Below are 17,471 nucleotides of genomic sequence, written 5' to 3'. Positions count from 1 at the left end.
TGGTAAATCCACCTGTAAGCGTCACAACTACCCAACTTGTTCAGCCAGTATCGGCGCCTCGTTGGCTCCGACCTTTTCGTTCAACATTGTCAACTGATCGGGTTGTTGCAGGCCTTCCTGATCTGTTAGCGGTGTCGGATAGGCACCGGTGAAACAAGCGTCACAATATTGCGGTTGGATGTCCTGTCGTGATTCCTCACCAACGGCGCGATAAAGGCCATCAATAGAGATGAAGGACAGGCTGTCCGCTTGAATATATTCGCACATTTGCTCAACCGATTTCATCGCCGCGAGCAGCTTCTCACGCTGAGGTGTGTTCACACCATAAAAACAGCTATGCATGGTTGGCGGGCTGGCAATGCGCATATGTACTTCAGCGGCCCCCGCTTCGCGCATCATCTGAACGATTTTCAGGCTGGTTGTGCCGCGAACGATGCTGTCATCGATAAGGACGATCTTCTTCCCATTCACCAGCGGCCGATTGGCGTTATGCTTTAGTTTCACGCCGAGATGTCGAACGCCATCGCCAGGTTGAATAAATGTTCGCCCAACATAATGAGAGCGGATGATTCCCAGTTCAAATGGAATGCCGGACTGTTCAGCATAGCCAATGGCTGCGGGGGTTCCGCTGTCTGGCACAGGGATTACATAGTCAGCATCAACCGGGTTTTCGATTGCCAGTTGAGCGCCGATTTCTTTACGGACGCTATAAACTGATGACCCATCAACGATCGAATCGGGGCGCGAGAAATAGACATGCTCAAAAATGCAGGGGCGTGCACTGGTTTCCCCAAATGGCCTGTGCGAGCGCATCTCGCCATTTGAAACGACAATCAACTCTCCGGCATCCACACTGCGCACATATTCTGCGCCGACAAGATCGAGAGCAACGGTTTCGGACGCGAACACATAAGCATCACCAATCTTGCCAATGACAAGCGGACGGATACCTAATGGATCACGGCATGCGATCATGCCCTCTGGCGTCATGCAGATGAGGGAATAGGCGCCTTCCACTTTCCGTAACGCGTCAATAAACTTATCCAGAAGCGTGCGATATTTTGATGTTGCCAGCAGATGGATAATGACTTCGGTGTCACTGGTAGACTGGAATATCGATCCGTTGCGCACCAGCTCTTCGCGAAGTTTCAATGCATTGGATATATTGCCATTGTGGGCAATAGCAAAACCGCCAGAGGCAAGGTCTGCTTCTAGCGGTTGGATGTTCCGTAAAGTGCCTGCGCCCGTAGTGGAATATCGTACATGGCCGCAAGCATAGTCGCCGCGCAGCTTGTCCATAACTTCCTGGCTATCGAAGTTACCTGCGACAGGGCCAAGGGCTCTATGACTATAAAATTCACGCCCGTTACGGCATGTGATGCCCGCGGCTTCCTGTCCACGATGTTGCAAGGCGTGAAGGCCCAGTGCAACCATCGCTGCGGCATCTTCAACACCGGCGACACCAAAAACGCCGCATTCTTCTCGTAGCTTGTCATCGTCAAACGGGTGAGTTGTAAGCATATCGCACCTTGTTTGCTGCCCAAAATACACGCGCCGTAATGACGCCAGCAGGGGATGGCAGGGATATAGATTTGATTCCTCAGTTTGTCTGCCCCCTTGGTCATAAAAATATCATATTTTTTAGCCCTGGATCGCTTCAATCGAACAAAGGCCGGTTTTGCGTTGCACAGCACGCTTCGGAACCCTAATTGAAAAGGATGACACATGACCAAAATGCCGACCGGGAGAGCGGATCGCAGCTTAATCCGAAATATGATTCGAACGGTTTGATGAGCGCCGTAGTGACAGATGATTCGTCAGGTGCCGTTCTGATGATCGCTTTTGTGAACGCTGAGGCGCTTGCCTTGACGCAAGAAACGGGATTTGCGCATTTCTATTCGCGGAGCCGGCAGAGCCTTTGGAAAAAGGGTGAAACATCGGGTCATGTTCTACATGTAAGCGAGTTGCTGATTGATTGTGATCAGGACGCTTTGTGGATCAAGGCCAAGCCAGCAGGTCCCACTTGTCATACCGGAGTGGCAAGTTGCTTCTATCGTAAAATAGAGAGCGGCAAACTGGAACGCGTTGAGTGACCCGCAAATTTGCACTGTTTTTTTTGTTATTGCTAAGCGGTTGTGACCAAATTGCTGATCAGAAACGCCCCGCCACTGAAAATCAGACTGAACCGCTATCTTCGCTGGAGCAAGCCGCGATCGAGGCTGGCGTTATTCCTGACGTCCGAAATGTAAGTCTATCTGGCGCTTTCGAACGGCAAAGCGATCTTGGTGAGGACCGCTTTTGTGCAGTGGGCAATGATCAGGGCGGCTATCAAGTTGGGCTACTTGCCGTTTTTGGTCCCGATAGCAAATGTGAAGGCTTGGGCGCTGCTGAACGAGACGGTGAAGATGTTCGGATTACCCTAGACAGTGAGCAAAGGTGTAGTTTTACCGCCAGCTTTGATGGCGTTGCTCTTCGACTACCGGGAAATTTACCGGAATCTTGTGAAAGTTACTGTACGCCACGTGCCGGCTTGAACGGTGTGAGCTTTTATCTGGTTGGGGAAGGGGACGCGGTCGCGCGATCAACGCGTGGTCGTGAAATTGAAAACCTGTGCCCGGGTGGATAGTATTGACGTTTACGTTAGCGTAAGCTATACATGATCCATGTCGAAACCGCTTAATCACGCTGAAATCGATACGCCCGACCTGAAGAATCGCGAAACTTTTACAATTTCGGATTTATCTGAAGAATTTGACGTCACGGCTCGTGCGCTTCGTTTCTATGAAGATGAGGGGCTTATAGCGCCGCATCGCAAAGGTCTTTCGCGTATATATACAAAGCGAGATCGTGCACGCCTTGCGTGGATCATGCGCGCGAAAAATGTCGGATTTAGCCTGACTGAGATTCGCGAGATGATTGATCTCTATGATCTGGGTGACGGGCGGATCACGCAAATGGAAGTGACTCTCGACAGATGCCAAGAGAAGGTCGACCTTCTCAAAAAGCAGCGAAGTGACATTGATAGTTCGATCAAAGAACTGACAGAATTTATTAAGATTGTGCAGGACGCCGTAACGGACGCCAAAGCGCAACAAAATTAGAGGATAGAGCGCCAGTATTGTCTGGCTGTACCCAATTAAGAGAAAGTTTTGGATAATGCCTAATTATCAAGCCCCAGTGCGGGACACACAATTTATCATCAACAATGTTCTGGGTGTGGAGCGTTATTCTAACCTGCCAGGGTTTGAAAATGCGACGCCGGAAATGATTGATGCCATTCTGACCGAAGGTAGCAAATTCATCGAGAATGTACTGTTCCCTCTCAATCAAGTCGGCGACCTAGAGGGTTGCACGCGGCACGAAGACGGCAGCGTGACCACGCCTACCGGTTTCAAAGATGCCTATAAACAATATCGCGAAGCAGGTTGGGGTACATTGTCGGGTCCAGAAGAATTTGGCGGCCAAGGCTTGCCCCATATCGTTTCCATGGCCTTTGAGGAATATATGGCCAGCGGCAACATGGCTTTTGCTATGTATCCGGGCCTTACTCACGGTGCTATTTCCTCGATTCTTGCAAAAGGTAGCGAAGAGCAGAAGGCCAAGTTCGTGCCCAAAATGTTGTCTGGTGAATGGACCGGTACAATGAACCTGACCGAACCACATTGCGGCACCGATCTCGGGCTGATCAGAACCAAGGCTGAACCTAATGCCGATGGCTCTCATGCGATTACCGGAACCAAGATTTTCATCTCATCTGGTGAACATGACATGGCCGACAACATTATCCACCTGGTGCTCGCGAAGACACCGGACGCTCCGGATAGTGTAAAAGGTATTTCCTTGTTCATCGTACCCAAATTCATCGTCAATGAAGATGGCTCGCTCGGTGATAAGAACGCTGTGTCCTGCGGTTCGATCGAGCATAAAATGGGCATTCACGGTAACTCTACTTGTGTGATGAACTATGACGGGGCGACTGGTTATCTGGTCGGCGAAGAGAATAAGGGCCTCGCCGCTATGTTCATCATGATGAATGTGGCGCGTCTGGGCGTTGGCCAGCAAGGGCTTGGTATTGCCGAGGTAGCCTATCAAAATGCCGTTCATTACGCCAATGATCGCCGTCAGGGCAGGGCACTTACAGGTCCGGAAGATCTGGAAGAGAAAGCGGATACCTTATTCGTTCACCCCGATGTACGCCGGATGCTTCTCGACGGGAAAGCCTTTACCGAGGGCATGCGGGCTCTATGCCTATGGGGCGCATTGCAAGCGGATTTGATTCACAAGGCACAGACCGAAGAAGAACGCCAGATGGCGGATGATCTGCTGTCGCTGCTTACGCCAGTGATTAAAGGTTATGGCACCGACAAAGGCTATGAAATCGCGACCAATGCGCAGCAAGTCTATGGTGGTCACGGTTATATTGGCGAGTGGGGCATGGAACAATATGTCCGCGATGCCCGTATCGCGATGATCTATGAAGGTGCGAACGGTATCCAGGCGATGGATCTGGTTGGCCGGAAACTTGCCCAAAATGGTGGCCGTGGTGTTCAGGCTCTCTTTGCTGTGATCACTAAGGAAGTTGAAGAAGCCAAAGCCGATGACAAGCTGAAGGACTTCGCAGAAGGTCTCGAGAAGGCCAATGGCGAGCTGCAAAAGGCGACCATGTGGTTCATGCAAAACGCCATGGCGAACCCCAATAATGCCGGGGCCGGTGCTCACCACTATATGCATATCATGGGCATTGTTGCTCTCGGTTTGATGTGGCTCCGGATGGCAAAGGCGGCTTCAGAAGCCTTGGCTGCTGGCGAGGACAACGCGAAATATTACGACGGTAAGCTGGTAACAGCACGATATTTCTCTGAACGCTTTTTCCCTGATGCCGGATCACTGCGCCGTAAAATTGAAGGTGGAAGCGAAGCGATCATGGCGCTTGATCCAGAGTTGTTCGCAGTCGCCTAAGCCCGGTTTTGCATCACGGCGGACAGTGTCTGACGTACGACAACTGGCAAAAACCGCCGAAAAGTCTTGTTTATGCCTCATCTAACCGCTGCCCGCTTGTTTCGCGGGCGGCGGTAGCACATCTCTGTGCAGGACAGGGGAATGATCTGCATTAGGAGAAGATGCAATGCATTCCAAAAAAACGTTAAGCCCAATGCGGAGGATGACTCCCTATCTGGTTACCGTTGGCGTTGGTTTCTCAATGGCAACGGGCGCAATAGCGGCGCAAGATACGCAGGAAGAACCCGCGGAATCTGAAATTCCAGCACCAACCATCGACACTGATGGCGATGGAACGATGGATGCCTGGGATCGCAGCGGTGATGGCCAACCAGACGCCTGGGATACTGATGGTGACGGCAAGCCCGACCTGCTTGACGACGACGGTGATGGTAAACCCGATTAAGCCATCGCAAATGAAAAGAGCCGGGCCGGAGCAATCTGGCCCGGTTCTTTATTGTCTAGAATAATTCTTCAAACATGCTCAGCATCGCGGCCTTACTCTGTATGTCTGCAGACTTGTTGTAAGATACGGCATCAAGCGGCTTTCCGTCACTGGCAGGGTCCGTAAAACCGTGCACCACACCCGTATAGGTGTGCATATGGCAATCTGCTCCGGCAATATCCATTTCTTCGAGAAACGCACGAACCTGTTTCGGCGGAACCAATGGATCCGCGCGGCCGTGGCATACCAAAAGACGCGCCTTGATCGCCCCTCTTTTGGCCGGTAGCGGCGTCGCCAATAGTCCATGGAAACTGACAACAAGCGCGATATCTTCCCCGCCGCGCGCCATTTCGAGAACAATTTCCCCGCCCATGCAATAACCAATCGCGGCAATCCGATGGTTGGCAAGCCTTGAGCGTGTGCGCAGTTCATCCAGAGCACAGCGAAAGCGATTCCGATAATTTTCCGGATCCGCTCTCAGGGCGTTGGCCATGGTTTGCGCGAGGCGATTGTCGGTTATTTCGCCTTGACCATAAAGGTCGCAAACCATCGCCGAATAACCGATAGATGCCAACCAGCGTGCCCGTTCAAACATGATCTTGTTCGGACCGGCAATCGTCGGCACGATCAATATAGCCGCGCGCGGATAACGGCTCGGCTGGGCCATATAGCCCGCCAATTCCAAGTCACCATGATGATAGGTGAAGGTGTTGACTTCGATTGAGCTCATTCTTCGGGTAGAAACTCCGGCACAGAAAGATAGCGTTCGCCGGTATCATAGTTGAAGCCAAGCACATTGGCACCATCGCCAAGCTCTGGAAGCTTCTGAGCAATGGCAGCCATTGTGGCGCCGGAACTTATCCCAACCAGCATGCCTTCTTCCTTCGCTGCGCGAAGAGCCATTGCTTTCGCATCAACCGGTTCGACTTGAATCGCACCATCAATGCTCTGCGTATGCAGGTTGCCAGGAATGAAGCCAGCGCCAATGCCCTGGATCGGGTGTGGTCCGGGTTGTCCGCCGCCAATGACAGGCGAACCGGCCGGTTCAACGGCATAGACTTTCAGTCCGCTCCATTCCTGTTTCAACACTTCGGCGACGCCAGTAATATGACCGCCGGTGCCAACACCGGTGATGATCGCATCCAGCGGATTATCTTTGAAATCAGCCAAAATCTCTTTCGCCGTCGTACGTTTATGCACTTCAAAATTAGCAGGATTTTCAAACTGTTGCGGCATCCACGCGCCCGGCGTGGAGTCGATCAATTCCTGAGCGCGTTCGATGGCGCCTTTCATGCCCTTTTCTTTGGGGCTGAGATCAAAGCTCGCACCATAAGCCAGCATCAACCGGCGGCGTTCCAAAGACATGGACTCGGGCATAACCAAGATCAGCTTATAGCCTTTGACGGCCGCCACCATGGCAAGTCCCACACCGGTATTGCCGGATGTCGGCTCGATAATGGTTCCACCAGGTTTGAGCGCGCCAGATTTTTCGGCATCTTCAATCATTGCCATTGCGATCCGGTCTTTGATCGAACCACCGGGGTTAGACCGTTCGGACTTGATCCAGACATTGGCATCGCCAAACAGGCGTTGCATTTTGATATGGGGTGTATTCCCAATCGTATCGAGAATAGTATCGGCGATCATTTCTCTGTTCTCCTAGATTTCAGTCTTTAGCACTAGTGTTTGATTTGTCTTCTATTTTTCCATCCGCTTCCAAATCTGGTGGCGGATCAAAAGTCTTGGCTGCACCAAGTTGGGGGAATAGGCGCGACCAGATTCCTGTCACCATTATAGCACCGGCTCCGCCCGCTACAATGGCTGCAATCGGACCAAATAACACGGCCAAACCACCAGACAGGGCATCACCCAGCTCATTGGATGCACTGATCGTCATTTGGCTAACGGCATTGACCCGGCCGCGCCGGTCATCCGGCGTGTGGAGCTGGATCAGCGAACTGCGCACATAGACGCCAAACATATCTGCTGCTCCGCACAAAGCGAGGAACGCCATGGAAAGGGGAAGGGAGGTGCTGAGGCCAAACCCAATCGTGCCGACGCCGAAAACAGCCATTGCGATCAGCATCATGTTACCGACATTGCGGGACAGCGGCGCAAAGGAAAATATGACGGCGACGATCACCGCACCCACCGCAGGGGAGGCGGCCAATAGCGACAGGCCGATTTCTCCCGCACCCAATATATCTTTAGCAAAGACCGGGATCATGGCCGTGGCACCGGCGAGAAACATGACCAACAGGTCCAGCGTTATTGCGCCCAGCACCAGTTTATTGGTCCAGACATAGGACATGCCATCCATGACCTGGCGCACAGGTCCTTTGGTTCGGTCAATTGCGCTGCGTGTCACCGGTCCGATCATGAAAATCGACAGCATCGAAAGCGCATAAAGGGCTGCACAGACGAAATAGGGTAGGGACGGCGCAATTTTGTACAACGGTCCCGCCATACCGGGCCCGGCAATGACACCAACCTGCCAGGCTATCGTAGACAGCGCGATCGCGCGTGGCAGCGACTCTTTCGGGACCAGATTAGGGGCCAGCGAAGTGACCGCCGGTCCAAGAAAGGCGCGGCAGATGCCAAGCAGGACCGAAATAATATAGATGGCCCACAAAGAAATCTCGCCGCTAACCGTCAGTAATCCGAGTACCACAGCGATAGCGGCCTGCGCGCCGAGGACGATCCGTGCAATCCAGCGGCGATCGAGATGATCTGCCACCCAGCCGACCAGTGGGGTCAGGAGGAACAGCGGTACGAACTGCAAAAGCCCAAGCAATCCCAATATGCCAGCCGATGCACTGACACCCATATCCTCACGAGCAAGATTATAAGCCTGCCAGCCGAGGATCAGCATCATCGCATAGAGAGCGAACATCGACGATAGGCGCGAGAACCACAGATAGCGGTAATTGGCTATGCTAAAAGGATGAGGCGCGCTCTGTTCGATGATTTGTGTTTTCTATGATGTTCGGTGATTACAATTGGTTCTAAGCAAGTCTCGCTTCGCTGGACAGCAAAAATTTCTTTGTCCGCCGAAGGATATTGTGATGATGCGTTGGTCTATTCACCGTTATCAAACAGGTCGCTGAAGCGCTTTTGTCCGCGCCGAGAAATTATACAAATGATACGTAAAACGGGGGTCAAATTCTGTTTAACCGTTTCTCATCATCGATGAACGGTTGCGCTTGCTGCGTGCCTTCAACAGGGCGAACAACAGCCGGCTATCATAGCGCCGAACCTCACCCCGCATCAGGCCGCCATAGAAATAGGGCACCATATAGCCTTCTATGGCTCTTGTAATGGCGTGCTCATTGGCATTGTCATGCCCCATTTCGAGTGCCATGTCCCAAGCGGAGGCAAAGCTATCTGCGCCCTTGCGTCCGCGCAGTTTATAGGCGGAATCCCGGCTCATCCCAACGGCTTTGGCGGCTGCCGAAACGATACCGATACGGGACAGCTGATAGATAAACCGGCGCTGGCGATCAGGCGTCCAGCCGCGATAGCGTTTCACGGCAAATGGAACAGGAGTGAAGGCGAGCGGATCGGCCTCACTGGCGATAGGCGCTTGGTGCGCAGGGGATATATCGGTCATGGCCCCAGCATGTCATAGCGGCAAACATGTAGGAAAGAACAAAGTGAGAACTTTCTCGTTTTTGAGTGAGTTTAACCTTATCTCTCAATGTTTCTCATCTCTGCGTCTCCAACCGGTACAGGTCGAATTGATCGTTCGTCCCGTTCCCGGTTTCTTGGTAAAGATCGTCTTAAGGAATTGAGAGGTTCGGAATATGACGAAGCAGATTATGGTGCGAGTAAGCGGTGGCATATTGGTCGTAACCGGATTTGCCATATTGGGATTGATGACGCTCGGCCTTATTCGCGCTATTGCGGCGGAGCCGGCCCCTGCTGCACCCTTAGCGGCTGTGGAGAAAGTACCAGTGCCAGTGGCCTTTTCTGCGGAACCTGAAATTATTGAACCGGCGCCGGTAGCGCAGCCCGTCGTGGATTCTCCCCCCAATTCTCCATTTGTCGTCAAACGCGTCCTGCAAATTGATGAGCCGTTTGTGCACGGCTATTATAAGTGGAATGACGAAAATGTGCCGGATGGTGAAATTGTTATCACGGTGGATTTGAAGGCTGAATCCATCTCGGTTTTCCGGGACGGTTATGAAATTGGCGCAGCGGTGATCAAATTTGGCGATGCGCTGAAGCCCACTCCCACTGGTGTTTTTCCAATTACCCAGAAGAGCAAGGATCACATCTCCAACATTTATGATGTGCCAATGCCTTACATGTTGCGGTTGACCAACGACGGCATTGCCATTCACGCGGCAGAGGTAAAATGGGGCTATGGCACGCGGGGTTGTATCGGTGTGCCGGAAGAATTTGCAAGACTATTGTTCGAGCAAGTCAAACTTGGTGACCGGGTTATTGTGACAAATGGTAAAATGCTGGACCTGGGTGAGCAGATTATCGCAGGATGATCATTGAGGGATGATTGCATTTACACTCTGAGCATCACGGGCTGTCGTTTTTGATTTGGTGTCTTTTTGCGCCAGATGATCTGCAAGTCTAAGGCTCAGCGCGATGATACCCAAGGTTGGATTGGCCCATCCCGACGTCGCAAAAACGGAACTACCGGCTACATAGAGGTTGTTCACGCCATGCACCCGGCAATCCGCATCGACGACTCCGGTTCGCGCTGATCCCGACATGCGGGTCGTGCCCATATGGTGATAACCGCCTTTTGCATGGGCTGAGATAAGAGGGTCCGTCGTCCAAAGCGTGGCGGCTTCGTCCAGCCAGGGGGCGGGATCGAACCGGCCAATACCCATGCGCTCCAGTTGAATAGAGAACTCCTGCATCATCACTTTGACGCTATGTTTATCAAGTTCGGAAAAGCGCCAGTCCAGTTCGGTCAGCGGCATGCCCAGCGCGTCGCGCTCCCGAGCCAGCTTCACGCGGCTGTCGGGATTGGGTGCCTGTTCCGCGCGCATAATAGCGGTCAAGTCCCAACCCATGGCGGTAAGTGTCCGGGGGCGCAGCGGTCCAGCCATTTCGTTGAACCGGTTCATGGCTTTTTTGACATTTAGCCAGAGCGACCGGTTTGTCTTGGTCGGAGCAAGCGCATGTTTGAGGCCATTATAGGCTTTGACTGGCGCAACCATATTGGCCTGTGGCGCTTGGCGCGCGGCTAGCGAGAATGCACTGTTCAATATGCCTTCACGCTTTTGCATGGCCCGCGAAGGCCGGATGAGCGGGGCGTGCATATGACCCTTATCGTCACGCATACGGCCATGGAGCATTTTGAGCAGCTGCCAGAACCGACCCTTAGTCATGCGACCGCCCCGTGCATGGGGATGTTCCATAAAATAGCGGCCGACCTGATCATGGCCATTGCCGATATTGGATGCGAGCAACAGCCGGGCATTGTCGATACCGCCGGCAGCGAGAATATAGTGCTTGGCTTTGATGGTGGCATTGTAACCCGATATATCCCCGACCGTCATGCTTTCGATGGTGTTGCTGCCATATTCTGTATTGATGGCGGTAACCGTTGCATGCAGCAGGATGCGAACGGCTTCGCTTTCCACCAGGTCACCGCATTTGCGCAACGTAAACTGTTCAGTTTGCGGTGTAAATTGCCAGAAATCGGTGGTCAGGCTGTCCTTTGCAAAGCCTGGCATCGTGCGACCTAGCCGCGGCCAAAGCGCTGCGGTTGTTTCTCTCGGCGGTAGACCAAGCAGCCTGCGCGCATCGTCATAATAGGGCAACAAGTCCGCATGAGAAATCGGCCAGCCACTATGCGGAACCCAGTCCCGGCGTTCGAGATCTATCGGATTAAACTCTGCGCAGCGCCCGCCCCAGATCGCAGTTGTGCCGCCAAAAAATCGCAGCCGCGCATCGGCCAGCGGATAATAATCATGGCCAGTGGATGGGCCATCGGCCAGCGCCTGTATGTCAGCTTCAAAGTCGATGCCGCCGCTTTCGAGCAGCATTATTCGCATTCCGGAATCGGCAAGTTGCCGCGCAAGCGTGATGCCTGCTGCGCCTGCTCCCACTATGCAAATATCCGTTTCGAACAGCGTAAAAGGGTCGGATGCCCTCAGGTCAATAATCACTAGCTTGCCTCTAACAACTAGACTCGCGCATTTTGCGCGAGTTACGACCCTACCGATCGGATTATATCAATTTGACGAGCGGAGCACAGCCGCAAAAAGGCATTTGGCCGAAAATGTTAAATGGCGGCCTTTATGCGGTCGACATCTTCGGATGGCACCATGAGGTAATCGGCCAGCGCCAGATCACCATGAATCCCGATCTCATCAATTTGTTCGATGGTTGATAAGGATTCATCTGCATTGCGCTTGATCCGGAACATCACATAATTTGCTTGGGCCAAATGATCTTCGATGATCTTCTGCTGTGCAAGGCGCGATAGATTCTCTTCATTATAGGCCGGCAGTATCTCCACCAGGACATAGGGGCGCGGCCCTTCAAGTAACGATTTTATGCCTTGAATGACAAAAGCCTCACCGCCCTCTACGTCAATTTTGACGATGGCAATTTCATCCGGAATCAACCCGTTGGGAAGATCATCGAGACCCACAACAACAACGGATTTTGTTGCAATAGCACCTTCGCGAAACCCCTCAACCAAGCTGGCTGAGGGGTCGGTATCTTCATTACGGTAAATTTGCAGTTGCAGGACATCCGTTTCGACGCCCAGTCCGGCGGGCACAACTGTATAAGGCAGGTGATTGGCGGCAATCAGCGCCTGCGCATAGTCAGCGCAAGCCGGGTTGGGTTCGAAGCCAACATAGCCGCGATCCGCGTCAGCCGCTGCCACCTTCAACATGGTCTGGCCAAGATTGACGCCGACATCGATAAAGGCGCCTTTTTTCTGTTTGAACAGCCGTGCGATCATTTCCGCCATCCACGGTTCGGAAATATAGGTTTTCCGGCCATTGATAATTGGCACGACGAACCGGCGTCCAAAGGCTTCTTCGGTATAGCTGCGGTTGAACAGGCCCAAGCGTTTGAGAATGAAATGAGCGGCGCGATTATGAAGAGCAGGCATGGCCTTTTCTTCCTTGTTTTTGCTTAAAGATCAAGCTGTTCGCTCAAGCAACTTCAATAAAGCTATCGAGCACCCGCTTCTGGCCGCTTTTTTCGAATTCGATTTCCAGCTTATTGCCTTCCTTCTCCATGACTTCGCCATAGCCGAATTTGGTATGGAAGACGCGCATGCCCACGGTGACATCATCGCGGCCCTTATTGCCCAGAGACACGGCACTGCGCCGCGCCTCTTTGATATTTTTAGGTGTGCTGTCAAAGCTGCCGGTGTTGCGCGCCCGTTTCCAACCCGGTCCGCGACTAGAGCCACGCTTGCTATCAGCAAAAGGATCAGCCCGTTCCGACCAGTTGGCGCGCCACAGGCTCTCGCCGCCCATCATGCTCGATTCTTCTTCGATATGTTCGGGCGGTAATTCGCCAATGAAGCGGGAAGGGATGGAGCTCGTCCACTGACCATATATCCGCCGGTTTGCGGCATGAAAAATCGTGCATTTTTTCTTGGCCCGGGTGATCGCGACATAGGCAAGGCGTCGTTCTTCCTCGAGGCTGGCAATCCCGCCTTCGTCCAAGCTGCGTTGAGATGGGAAGACGCCTTCCTCCCATCCAGCGCAAAAGACATGGTCATATTCCAAGCCCTTGGCCCCGTGCATGGTCATGATCGTGACCTTGGCTTCGTCGCTCGCCGCGTCATTATCCATCACTAGTGACACATGCTCCAGGAAATCGCCGAGCGTTTCATATTCTTCCATCGCCCGGGTGAGCTCGGTCAGGTTTTCGAGCCTGCCAGCAGCTTCCGGCGTGCGGTCCGCCTGCAACATGGTGGTATAGCCGCATTCGTCGAGGACAATCCGCGCAAGTTCGGCGTGGGGCAGCTCATCGGCATTGGTCCGCCATCGGGCGAAACTGCGCATGAGTTCCTGCAGCGTTGTTCGGGCACGCGCAGGCAATTCGTCTGTATCACAAATGCTGAGCGCCGCTGCGGCCAGCGGAATGCCCTGCGCACGAGCTAGCCTATGGACCTTTTCCACAGTTTTATCCCCAAGGCCGCGTTTCGGCACATTGACGATCCGTTCAAAGGCGAGATCGTCAGCGGGCTGCGCTATGACCCGTAAATAGGCGAGGGCATCGCGAATTTCCGCGCGTTCGTAAAAGCGAAAGCCGCCGATTATTTTATACGGCATACCGATGGAAATAAACCGATCCTCAAACTCGCGCGTCTGAAACTGCGCGCGGACGAGGATCGCCATGTCGTTGAGCGACACACCTTTGTTTTGCAGGCTTTCCATTTCTTCACCGGTACGCCGGGCTTCTTCGGGGCCATCCCAGACGCCGGTGACCTGCACCTTATCGCCATCCTGCTCCTCGGTCCAAAGTGTCTTCCCAAGCCGCCCGCTATTATTGGCGATCAGCGCAGAGGCAGCCGCCAATATGTGAGGTGTAGAGCGATAATTTTGCTCGAGCTTAATCACCTTGGCATCGGAGAAATCCTTCTCGAAGCGCAGGATATTGGCAACCTCGGCTCCGCGCCAACTGTAGATAGATTGATCGTCATCACCCACGCAGCAGATATTTTTGCGCTCTTGGGCAAGCAACCGCAGCCAGAGATATTGGCTGCTATTCGTATCCTGATACTCGTCGACGAGGATATATTTGAAGCGCTCCTGATAGAGTTTTAAAATCTCGCGGTCGGTCTTGAGCAGGTTAAGGATATGAAGCAAAAGATCGCCGAAATCGCAGGCATTCAGTACCTTTAGACGGGCCTGATAGGCGGCGTAAAATTCCTGACCGCGGCCATTGGCATAACGTTCATTCTCATTGGTATCGAGATCAGCAGGGTTTAGCCCACGATTTTTCCATTGGTCGATCAACCCGGCGAGGGCGCGTGCGGGCCAGCGTTTTTCGTCCAGTTCCTCGGCCTGAATGAGTTGTTTCAGCAGGCGCAGCTGGTCATCTGTATCGAGAATGGTGAAATTGCTCTGCAGCCCGACCAATTCGGCATGGCGGCGCAGCATTTTGGCACCGATGCTGTGGAACGTGCCGAGCCATGGCATGCCTTCGACCGCGTCACCGACAATTGTGCCAATCCGTTCCTTCATCTCCCGTGCCGCTTTATTGGTAAAAGTCACCGCGAGAATTTCGGACGGCCAAGCCTTGCGAGAGTAAACCAGATGCGCCAGTCGCCGCGTGAGAGCGGCAGTTTTGCCTGTACCGGCACCAGCCAGAACCAGCACAGGTCCTTCGGTGTTTAGCACAGCATCGCGCTGCGGTGCATTTAAGCCCCGCACATAGGGTGGATCGCTTTCAGCGGGTGTGTTTACAGCATTGGTCACAGGTGAACAGTTAGGGAACATCGGAAGCGGCGGCAAGACCAATATCACTTTTGACATGACCCTATGGGCAGGTTGTAACTTATGTTGCGTCGCACCATATGCGTTTCAGATTGAAATTCTTCCCCGGATTGGAACCGACAATGAGTAAAAGACTGATGTTTAGCGCGATACTCGCGACCGCCCTAATGGCGACCACAAGTTTTTATGCGCAGACGCAAAATGATCAAAGTGAAACAGCTACGGCCTATGAGACTGCCAATAGCTAAAAATGCTATCCGGCGGGGCGCAGGATATGCAGCCTTGCTTTGCCGCTATCCCGCTGACTTTCCAGCTCAAAACCTTTAATGGCTATGTCCTCTTTTCGGGACGTTTCTATCGCAATCCAACTGGAAGGCGCGAACCAGCCTTGGCGGCCGAGCTTGTCCAGGGCGACCGCTCCGGCGCCTGTGTCATAGGGCGGATCCATTAAGATCAAGTCATAAGCCTTGCGCGCCGGTCCAAGGGCCAGCACCGAACCGATGCGGACGTCCGCCTTTGCTCCCAGCACATCGATGTTTTTTTCCAGTGCTTTAAGGGCTTCACGGTCTTGCTCGACAAAGGTGCAATGGGCTGCGCCCCGTGACAAGGCTTCGAGGCCAAGCGCACCGGAACCAGAAAACAGGTCCAGAACCTGTAGATCAGTGAAATCGCCCAACCGGCTCGTCAGCATGGAAAATAGCCGCTCCCGCGTGCGATCAGCGGTCGGACGGGTGGTGTCTCCTTTAGGTGCTACAATTTTACGCCCGCGCCAGTCGCCTGATATTATCCGCATTATTTGAGAGTCTTCCGAAACTTTACCAGATCATGGCGGCGGACAGCGTCAATCTCACCCTTGGCGAGATCGCCGAGCACAAATGGCCCATAGCGGGTGCGGATCAGGCGGGAAACTTTCAGACCAAGATGTTCGAGTACGCGGCGGATTTCGCGGTTTTTGCCTTCGGTAAGGGTCATTTCAATCCACTGGTTACGCCCGGTGCGCCGCTCTAGATTAGCTTCAATCGGGCCGTAGTGCATGCCTTCGATAGTGATGCCGCGATATAGTTCTTCGAGCTGGTTTTGTGTGATGTCACCGAAAGTGCGTGCCCGGTAGGTGCGTTCGACGCCGGTTTTGGGCAATTCCATCTCGCGCTTAAACTCGCCGTCTGTGGTCATCAGCAGCAAGCCCTCCGTATTCAGATCGAGCCGGCCAATTGGCATGACCCGCTCCAGATCGTCAGGAAGCACATCATAGATGGTTTTCTTTCCCGAAGCATCGCGTTCGGCGGTGATATAGCCATTGGGCTTATGAAAACGAAACAATTTAGCTGGCGCGGGTTCAGCGACGGGATTGCCATCAACAGTGATCCCGGTGAGGTTTTTAAGCAGCAAGGACGGATGATCCACGGTCATGCCGTTGAGCGCGATCCGCTCTTCTCCGATCATCCGCTCGATTTCCCGCCGCGAGGCGACACCCGCGCGGGCCAGCAATTTGGCAATGCGTTGCCCTTCGCGCACTTGCGGTTCTGAAGGTTGGGCCTTTGCCGGTTGCTGCTTTGCACCACGCGTTGGTTTGGCCTTATAGATTTTGCCTGATTCTTTATCGGTCATGATTTTGCGCATGGCGGAAAAAAAACTTTGTCGCAATCTGTAACCTGCAGGATGGTACCCGCGAATGACAGGATAGTTACTTGTTAGGAAGGTCTCTCGATGCGTAAGATAATATTGCCAGCAATGATTGCAGCCACTGCATTTGCAGGCTTTATGGGCGCCCAAATCGCCCAGTCGTCGAGCGAGGCCTCTGCACAAGCAACGACACCCGCGAAAACACTAGGCGACGAAACGGGTTCCCCTACACCGGTCGTTGTCGAACTGTTCACCAGCCAGGGATGTTCATCCTGCCCCCCTGCAGACATGCTAGCGTCCCGGCTAGCAAAAGATGTCTCCCTGCTGGTGATTTCGCGACCTGTTACTTATTGGGACCGTCTCGGTTGGAAAGACACGCTGGCACGGGAAGAAAATACCCAGTTGCAGCGCACCTATGCCGGAAAAGGTAAGACCGGTTCCGGCGTTTATACGCCGCAAGTAATCATCAATGGTGGCGGCGGAGCTGTGGGCTCGCGCGAAGGTGATATAAGATCGCTGGTCCGGCTAGCTAAAAACGATGCTGGTCCTGTCATTGAAGCCAATCGCGATAAAAGCGGTGATGTTACCGTCACCGTGACAGGGCAATCCCGCTATATGGCCGGTGTTTCGCTGCTAGCGCTGAGCTCATCGGAAACGGTACAGGTCGGTCGCGGCGAAAATGGCGGACGTAAGCTGCATTACACCAATGTGGTGAAGAGCGAACGCAATCTCGGCAGTTGGGATGGTACGTCCATGCGCGTCAGGCTTTCCGATGACGACTTGAATGTCGCCGGAGCCGACAAATATGCGATTATCGTCCAGCGCCCCGGCGCAGGCACGATTATTGGCGCCAAGCTGCTCGATATTTAGGGGCTTCTGAAAAATCTGACTGGCATTCGAGGCATTTGCCGCTAGTGTTTCCCTCAGTTCGAGGGAGAGTATGGCGTGAGTGAAGCAGCCCAATC

Annotated in this window: 18 protein-coding genes; 8 read left to right on the top strand and 10 right to left on the bottom strand. The window is 53.3% G+C overall.

Features of this window, described 5'->3' with window-relative positions:
• Nucleotides 1–27: 27 nt before the first annotated feature.
• Nucleotides 28–1,521 (bottom strand): amidophosphoribosyltransferase, encoded by a 1,494-nt coding sequence (purF, locus tag ABJM21_RS09395; RefSeq protein ID WP_348301407.1) that lies wholly within the window; start codon nucleotides 1,519–1,521, stop codon nucleotides 28–30.
• A 197-nt stretch (nucleotides 1,522–1,718) separates the two neighbouring features.
• Here purF and hisI point away from each other — a divergent pair, with 197 nt between their 5' ends.
• The 5 genes from hisI to ABJM21_RS09370 all read left to right on the top strand — a co-directional run bounded on the left by hisI (nucleotide 1,719) and on the right by ABJM21_RS09370 (nucleotide 5,404).
• Nucleotides 1,719–2,093: a phosphoribosyl-AMP cyclohydrolase gene (gene hisI, locus ABJM21_RS09390; protein ID WP_348301408.1), complete on the top strand. Its 375-nt coding sequence runs from the start codon at nucleotides 1,719–1,721 to the stop codon at nucleotides 2,091–2,093.
• On the top strand, nucleotides 2,090–2,626 hold the full coding sequence (locus ABJM21_RS09385) for a hypothetical protein (RefSeq protein WP_348301409.1): 537 nt from the start codon (nucleotides 2,090–2,092) through the stop codon (nucleotides 2,624–2,626). The genes hisI and ABJM21_RS09385 overlap by 4 nt, the downstream gene beginning before the upstream one ends.
• A 37-nt stretch (nucleotides 2,627–2,663) precedes the next feature.
• Nucleotides 2,664–3,101, top strand: coding sequence for a MerR family DNA-binding transcriptional regulator (locus ABJM21_RS09380; protein ID WP_348301410.1), 438 nt, complete (start codon nucleotides 2,664–2,666; stop codon nucleotides 3,099–3,101).
• A gap of 55 nt (nucleotides 3,102–3,156) precedes the next feature.
• Nucleotides 3,157–4,959, top strand: coding sequence for an acyl-CoA dehydrogenase C-terminal domain-containing protein (locus ABJM21_RS09375; protein ID WP_348301411.1), 1,803 nt, complete (start codon nucleotides 3,157–3,159; stop codon nucleotides 4,957–4,959).
• Between the two features lie 166 nt (nucleotides 4,960–5,125).
• A complete protein-coding gene (locus tag ABJM21_RS09370; protein WP_348301412.1) occupies nucleotides 5,126–5,404 on the top strand; it encodes a hypothetical protein in 279 nt (92 codons plus the stop codon).
• Between the two features lie 55 nt (nucleotides 5,405–5,459).
• Here ABJM21_RS09370 and ABJM21_RS09365 read toward each other — a convergent pair whose 3' ends face one another.
• The 4 genes from ABJM21_RS09365 to ABJM21_RS09350 form a co-directional block, all read right to left on the bottom strand.
• Entirely contained in the window at nucleotides 5,460–6,173 is a 714-nt protein-coding gene (locus ABJM21_RS09365; RefSeq protein ID WP_348301413.1) for a dienelactone hydrolase family protein, read from the bottom strand.
• Nucleotides 6,170–7,090, bottom strand: coding sequence for a cysteine synthase A (gene cysK, locus ABJM21_RS09360; RefSeq protein ID WP_348301414.1), 921 nt, complete (start codon nucleotides 7,088–7,090; stop codon nucleotides 6,170–6,172). The genes ABJM21_RS09365 and cysK overlap by 4 nt, the downstream gene beginning before the upstream one ends.
• A gap of 19 nt (nucleotides 7,091–7,109) precedes the next feature.
• Nucleotides 7,110–8,408: an MFS transporter gene (locus ABJM21_RS09355; RefSeq protein WP_348372831.1), complete on the bottom strand. Its 1,299-nt coding sequence runs from the start codon at nucleotides 8,406–8,408 to the stop codon at nucleotides 7,110–7,112.
• Nucleotides 8,409–8,612: 204 nt separating this feature from the next.
• Nucleotides 8,613–9,053: a hypothetical protein gene (locus ABJM21_RS09350; protein ID WP_348301415.1), complete on the bottom strand. Its 441-nt coding sequence runs from the start codon at nucleotides 9,051–9,053 to the stop codon at nucleotides 8,613–8,615.
• A gap of 193 nt (nucleotides 9,054–9,246) precedes the next feature.
• Between ABJM21_RS09350 and ABJM21_RS09345 the strand changes: the two genes are divergently transcribed.
• Complete coding sequence (locus ABJM21_RS09345; protein ID WP_348301416.1) at nucleotides 9,247–9,942, top strand: L,D-transpeptidase family protein; 696 nt, start codon at nucleotides 9,247–9,249, stop codon at nucleotides 9,940–9,942.
• Here ABJM21_RS09345 and ABJM21_RS09340 read toward each other — a convergent pair whose 3' ends face one another.
• The 3 genes from ABJM21_RS09340 to ABJM21_RS09330 form a co-directional block, all read right to left on the bottom strand.
• The gene (locus tag ABJM21_RS09340) at nucleotides 9,943–11,580 is read right to left on the bottom strand and encodes a GMC family oxidoreductase (protein WP_348301417.1); all 1,638 of its coding nucleotides are present in this window, start codon (nucleotides 11,578–11,580) and stop codon (nucleotides 9,943–9,945) included.
• A gap of 116 nt (nucleotides 11,581–11,696) precedes the next feature.
• The gene (locus ABJM21_RS09335; RefSeq protein WP_348301418.1) at nucleotides 11,697–12,539 is read right to left on the bottom strand and encodes an FkbM family methyltransferase; all 843 of its coding nucleotides are present in this window, start codon (nucleotides 12,537–12,539) and stop codon (nucleotides 11,697–11,699) included.
• A 43-nt stretch (nucleotides 12,540–12,582) separates the two neighbouring features.
• The gene (locus ABJM21_RS09330) at nucleotides 12,583–14,886 is read right to left on the bottom strand and encodes a UvrD-helicase domain-containing protein (protein WP_348301687.1); all 2,304 of its coding nucleotides are present in this window, start codon (nucleotides 14,884–14,886) and stop codon (nucleotides 12,583–12,585) included.
• A 119-nt stretch (nucleotides 14,887–15,005) separates the two neighbouring features.
• On the opposite strand from ABJM21_RS09330, the gene ABJM21_RS09325 reads away from it, so the two are divergent.
• Entirely contained in the window at nucleotides 15,006–15,131 is a 126-nt protein-coding gene (locus tag ABJM21_RS09325) for a hypothetical protein (RefSeq protein ID WP_348301419.1), read from the top strand.
• A 5-nt stretch (nucleotides 15,132–15,136) separates the two neighbouring features.
• Here ABJM21_RS09325 and rsmD read toward each other — a convergent pair whose 3' ends face one another.
• Both rsmD and ABJM21_RS09315 read right to left on the bottom strand, forming a co-directional pair.
• Nucleotides 15,137–15,676: a 16S rRNA (guanine(966)-N(2))-methyltransferase RsmD gene (rsmD, locus tag ABJM21_RS09320; RefSeq protein ID WP_348301420.1), complete on the bottom strand. Its 540-nt coding sequence runs from the start codon at nucleotides 15,674–15,676 to the stop codon at nucleotides 15,137–15,139.
• Nucleotides 15,676–16,491, bottom strand: a complete 816-nt coding sequence (locus ABJM21_RS09315; RefSeq protein ID WP_348301421.1) for a pseudouridine synthase — start codon at nucleotides 16,489–16,491, stop codon at nucleotides 15,676–15,678. The genes rsmD and ABJM21_RS09315 overlap by 1 nt, the downstream gene beginning before the upstream one ends.
• Nucleotides 16,492–16,590: 99 nt before the next feature.
• Between ABJM21_RS09315 and ABJM21_RS09310 the strand changes: the two genes are divergently transcribed.
• Nucleotides 16,591–17,376 (top strand): DUF1223 domain-containing protein, encoded by a 786-nt coding sequence (locus ABJM21_RS09310; protein WP_348301422.1) that lies wholly within the window; start codon nucleotides 16,591–16,593, stop codon nucleotides 17,374–17,376.
• The last annotated feature ends 95 nt before the right edge of the window (nucleotides 17,377–17,471 follow it).

It is taken from the genome of Parasphingorhabdus sp., assembly GCF_039977335.1.
Classification (GTDB): domain Bacteria; phylum Pseudomonadota; class Alphaproteobacteria; order Sphingomonadales; family Sphingomonadaceae; genus Parasphingorhabdus.
Note: the sequence above shows the minus strand (reverse complement) of the source record. Positions and strands in the feature narration are given on the sequence as shown.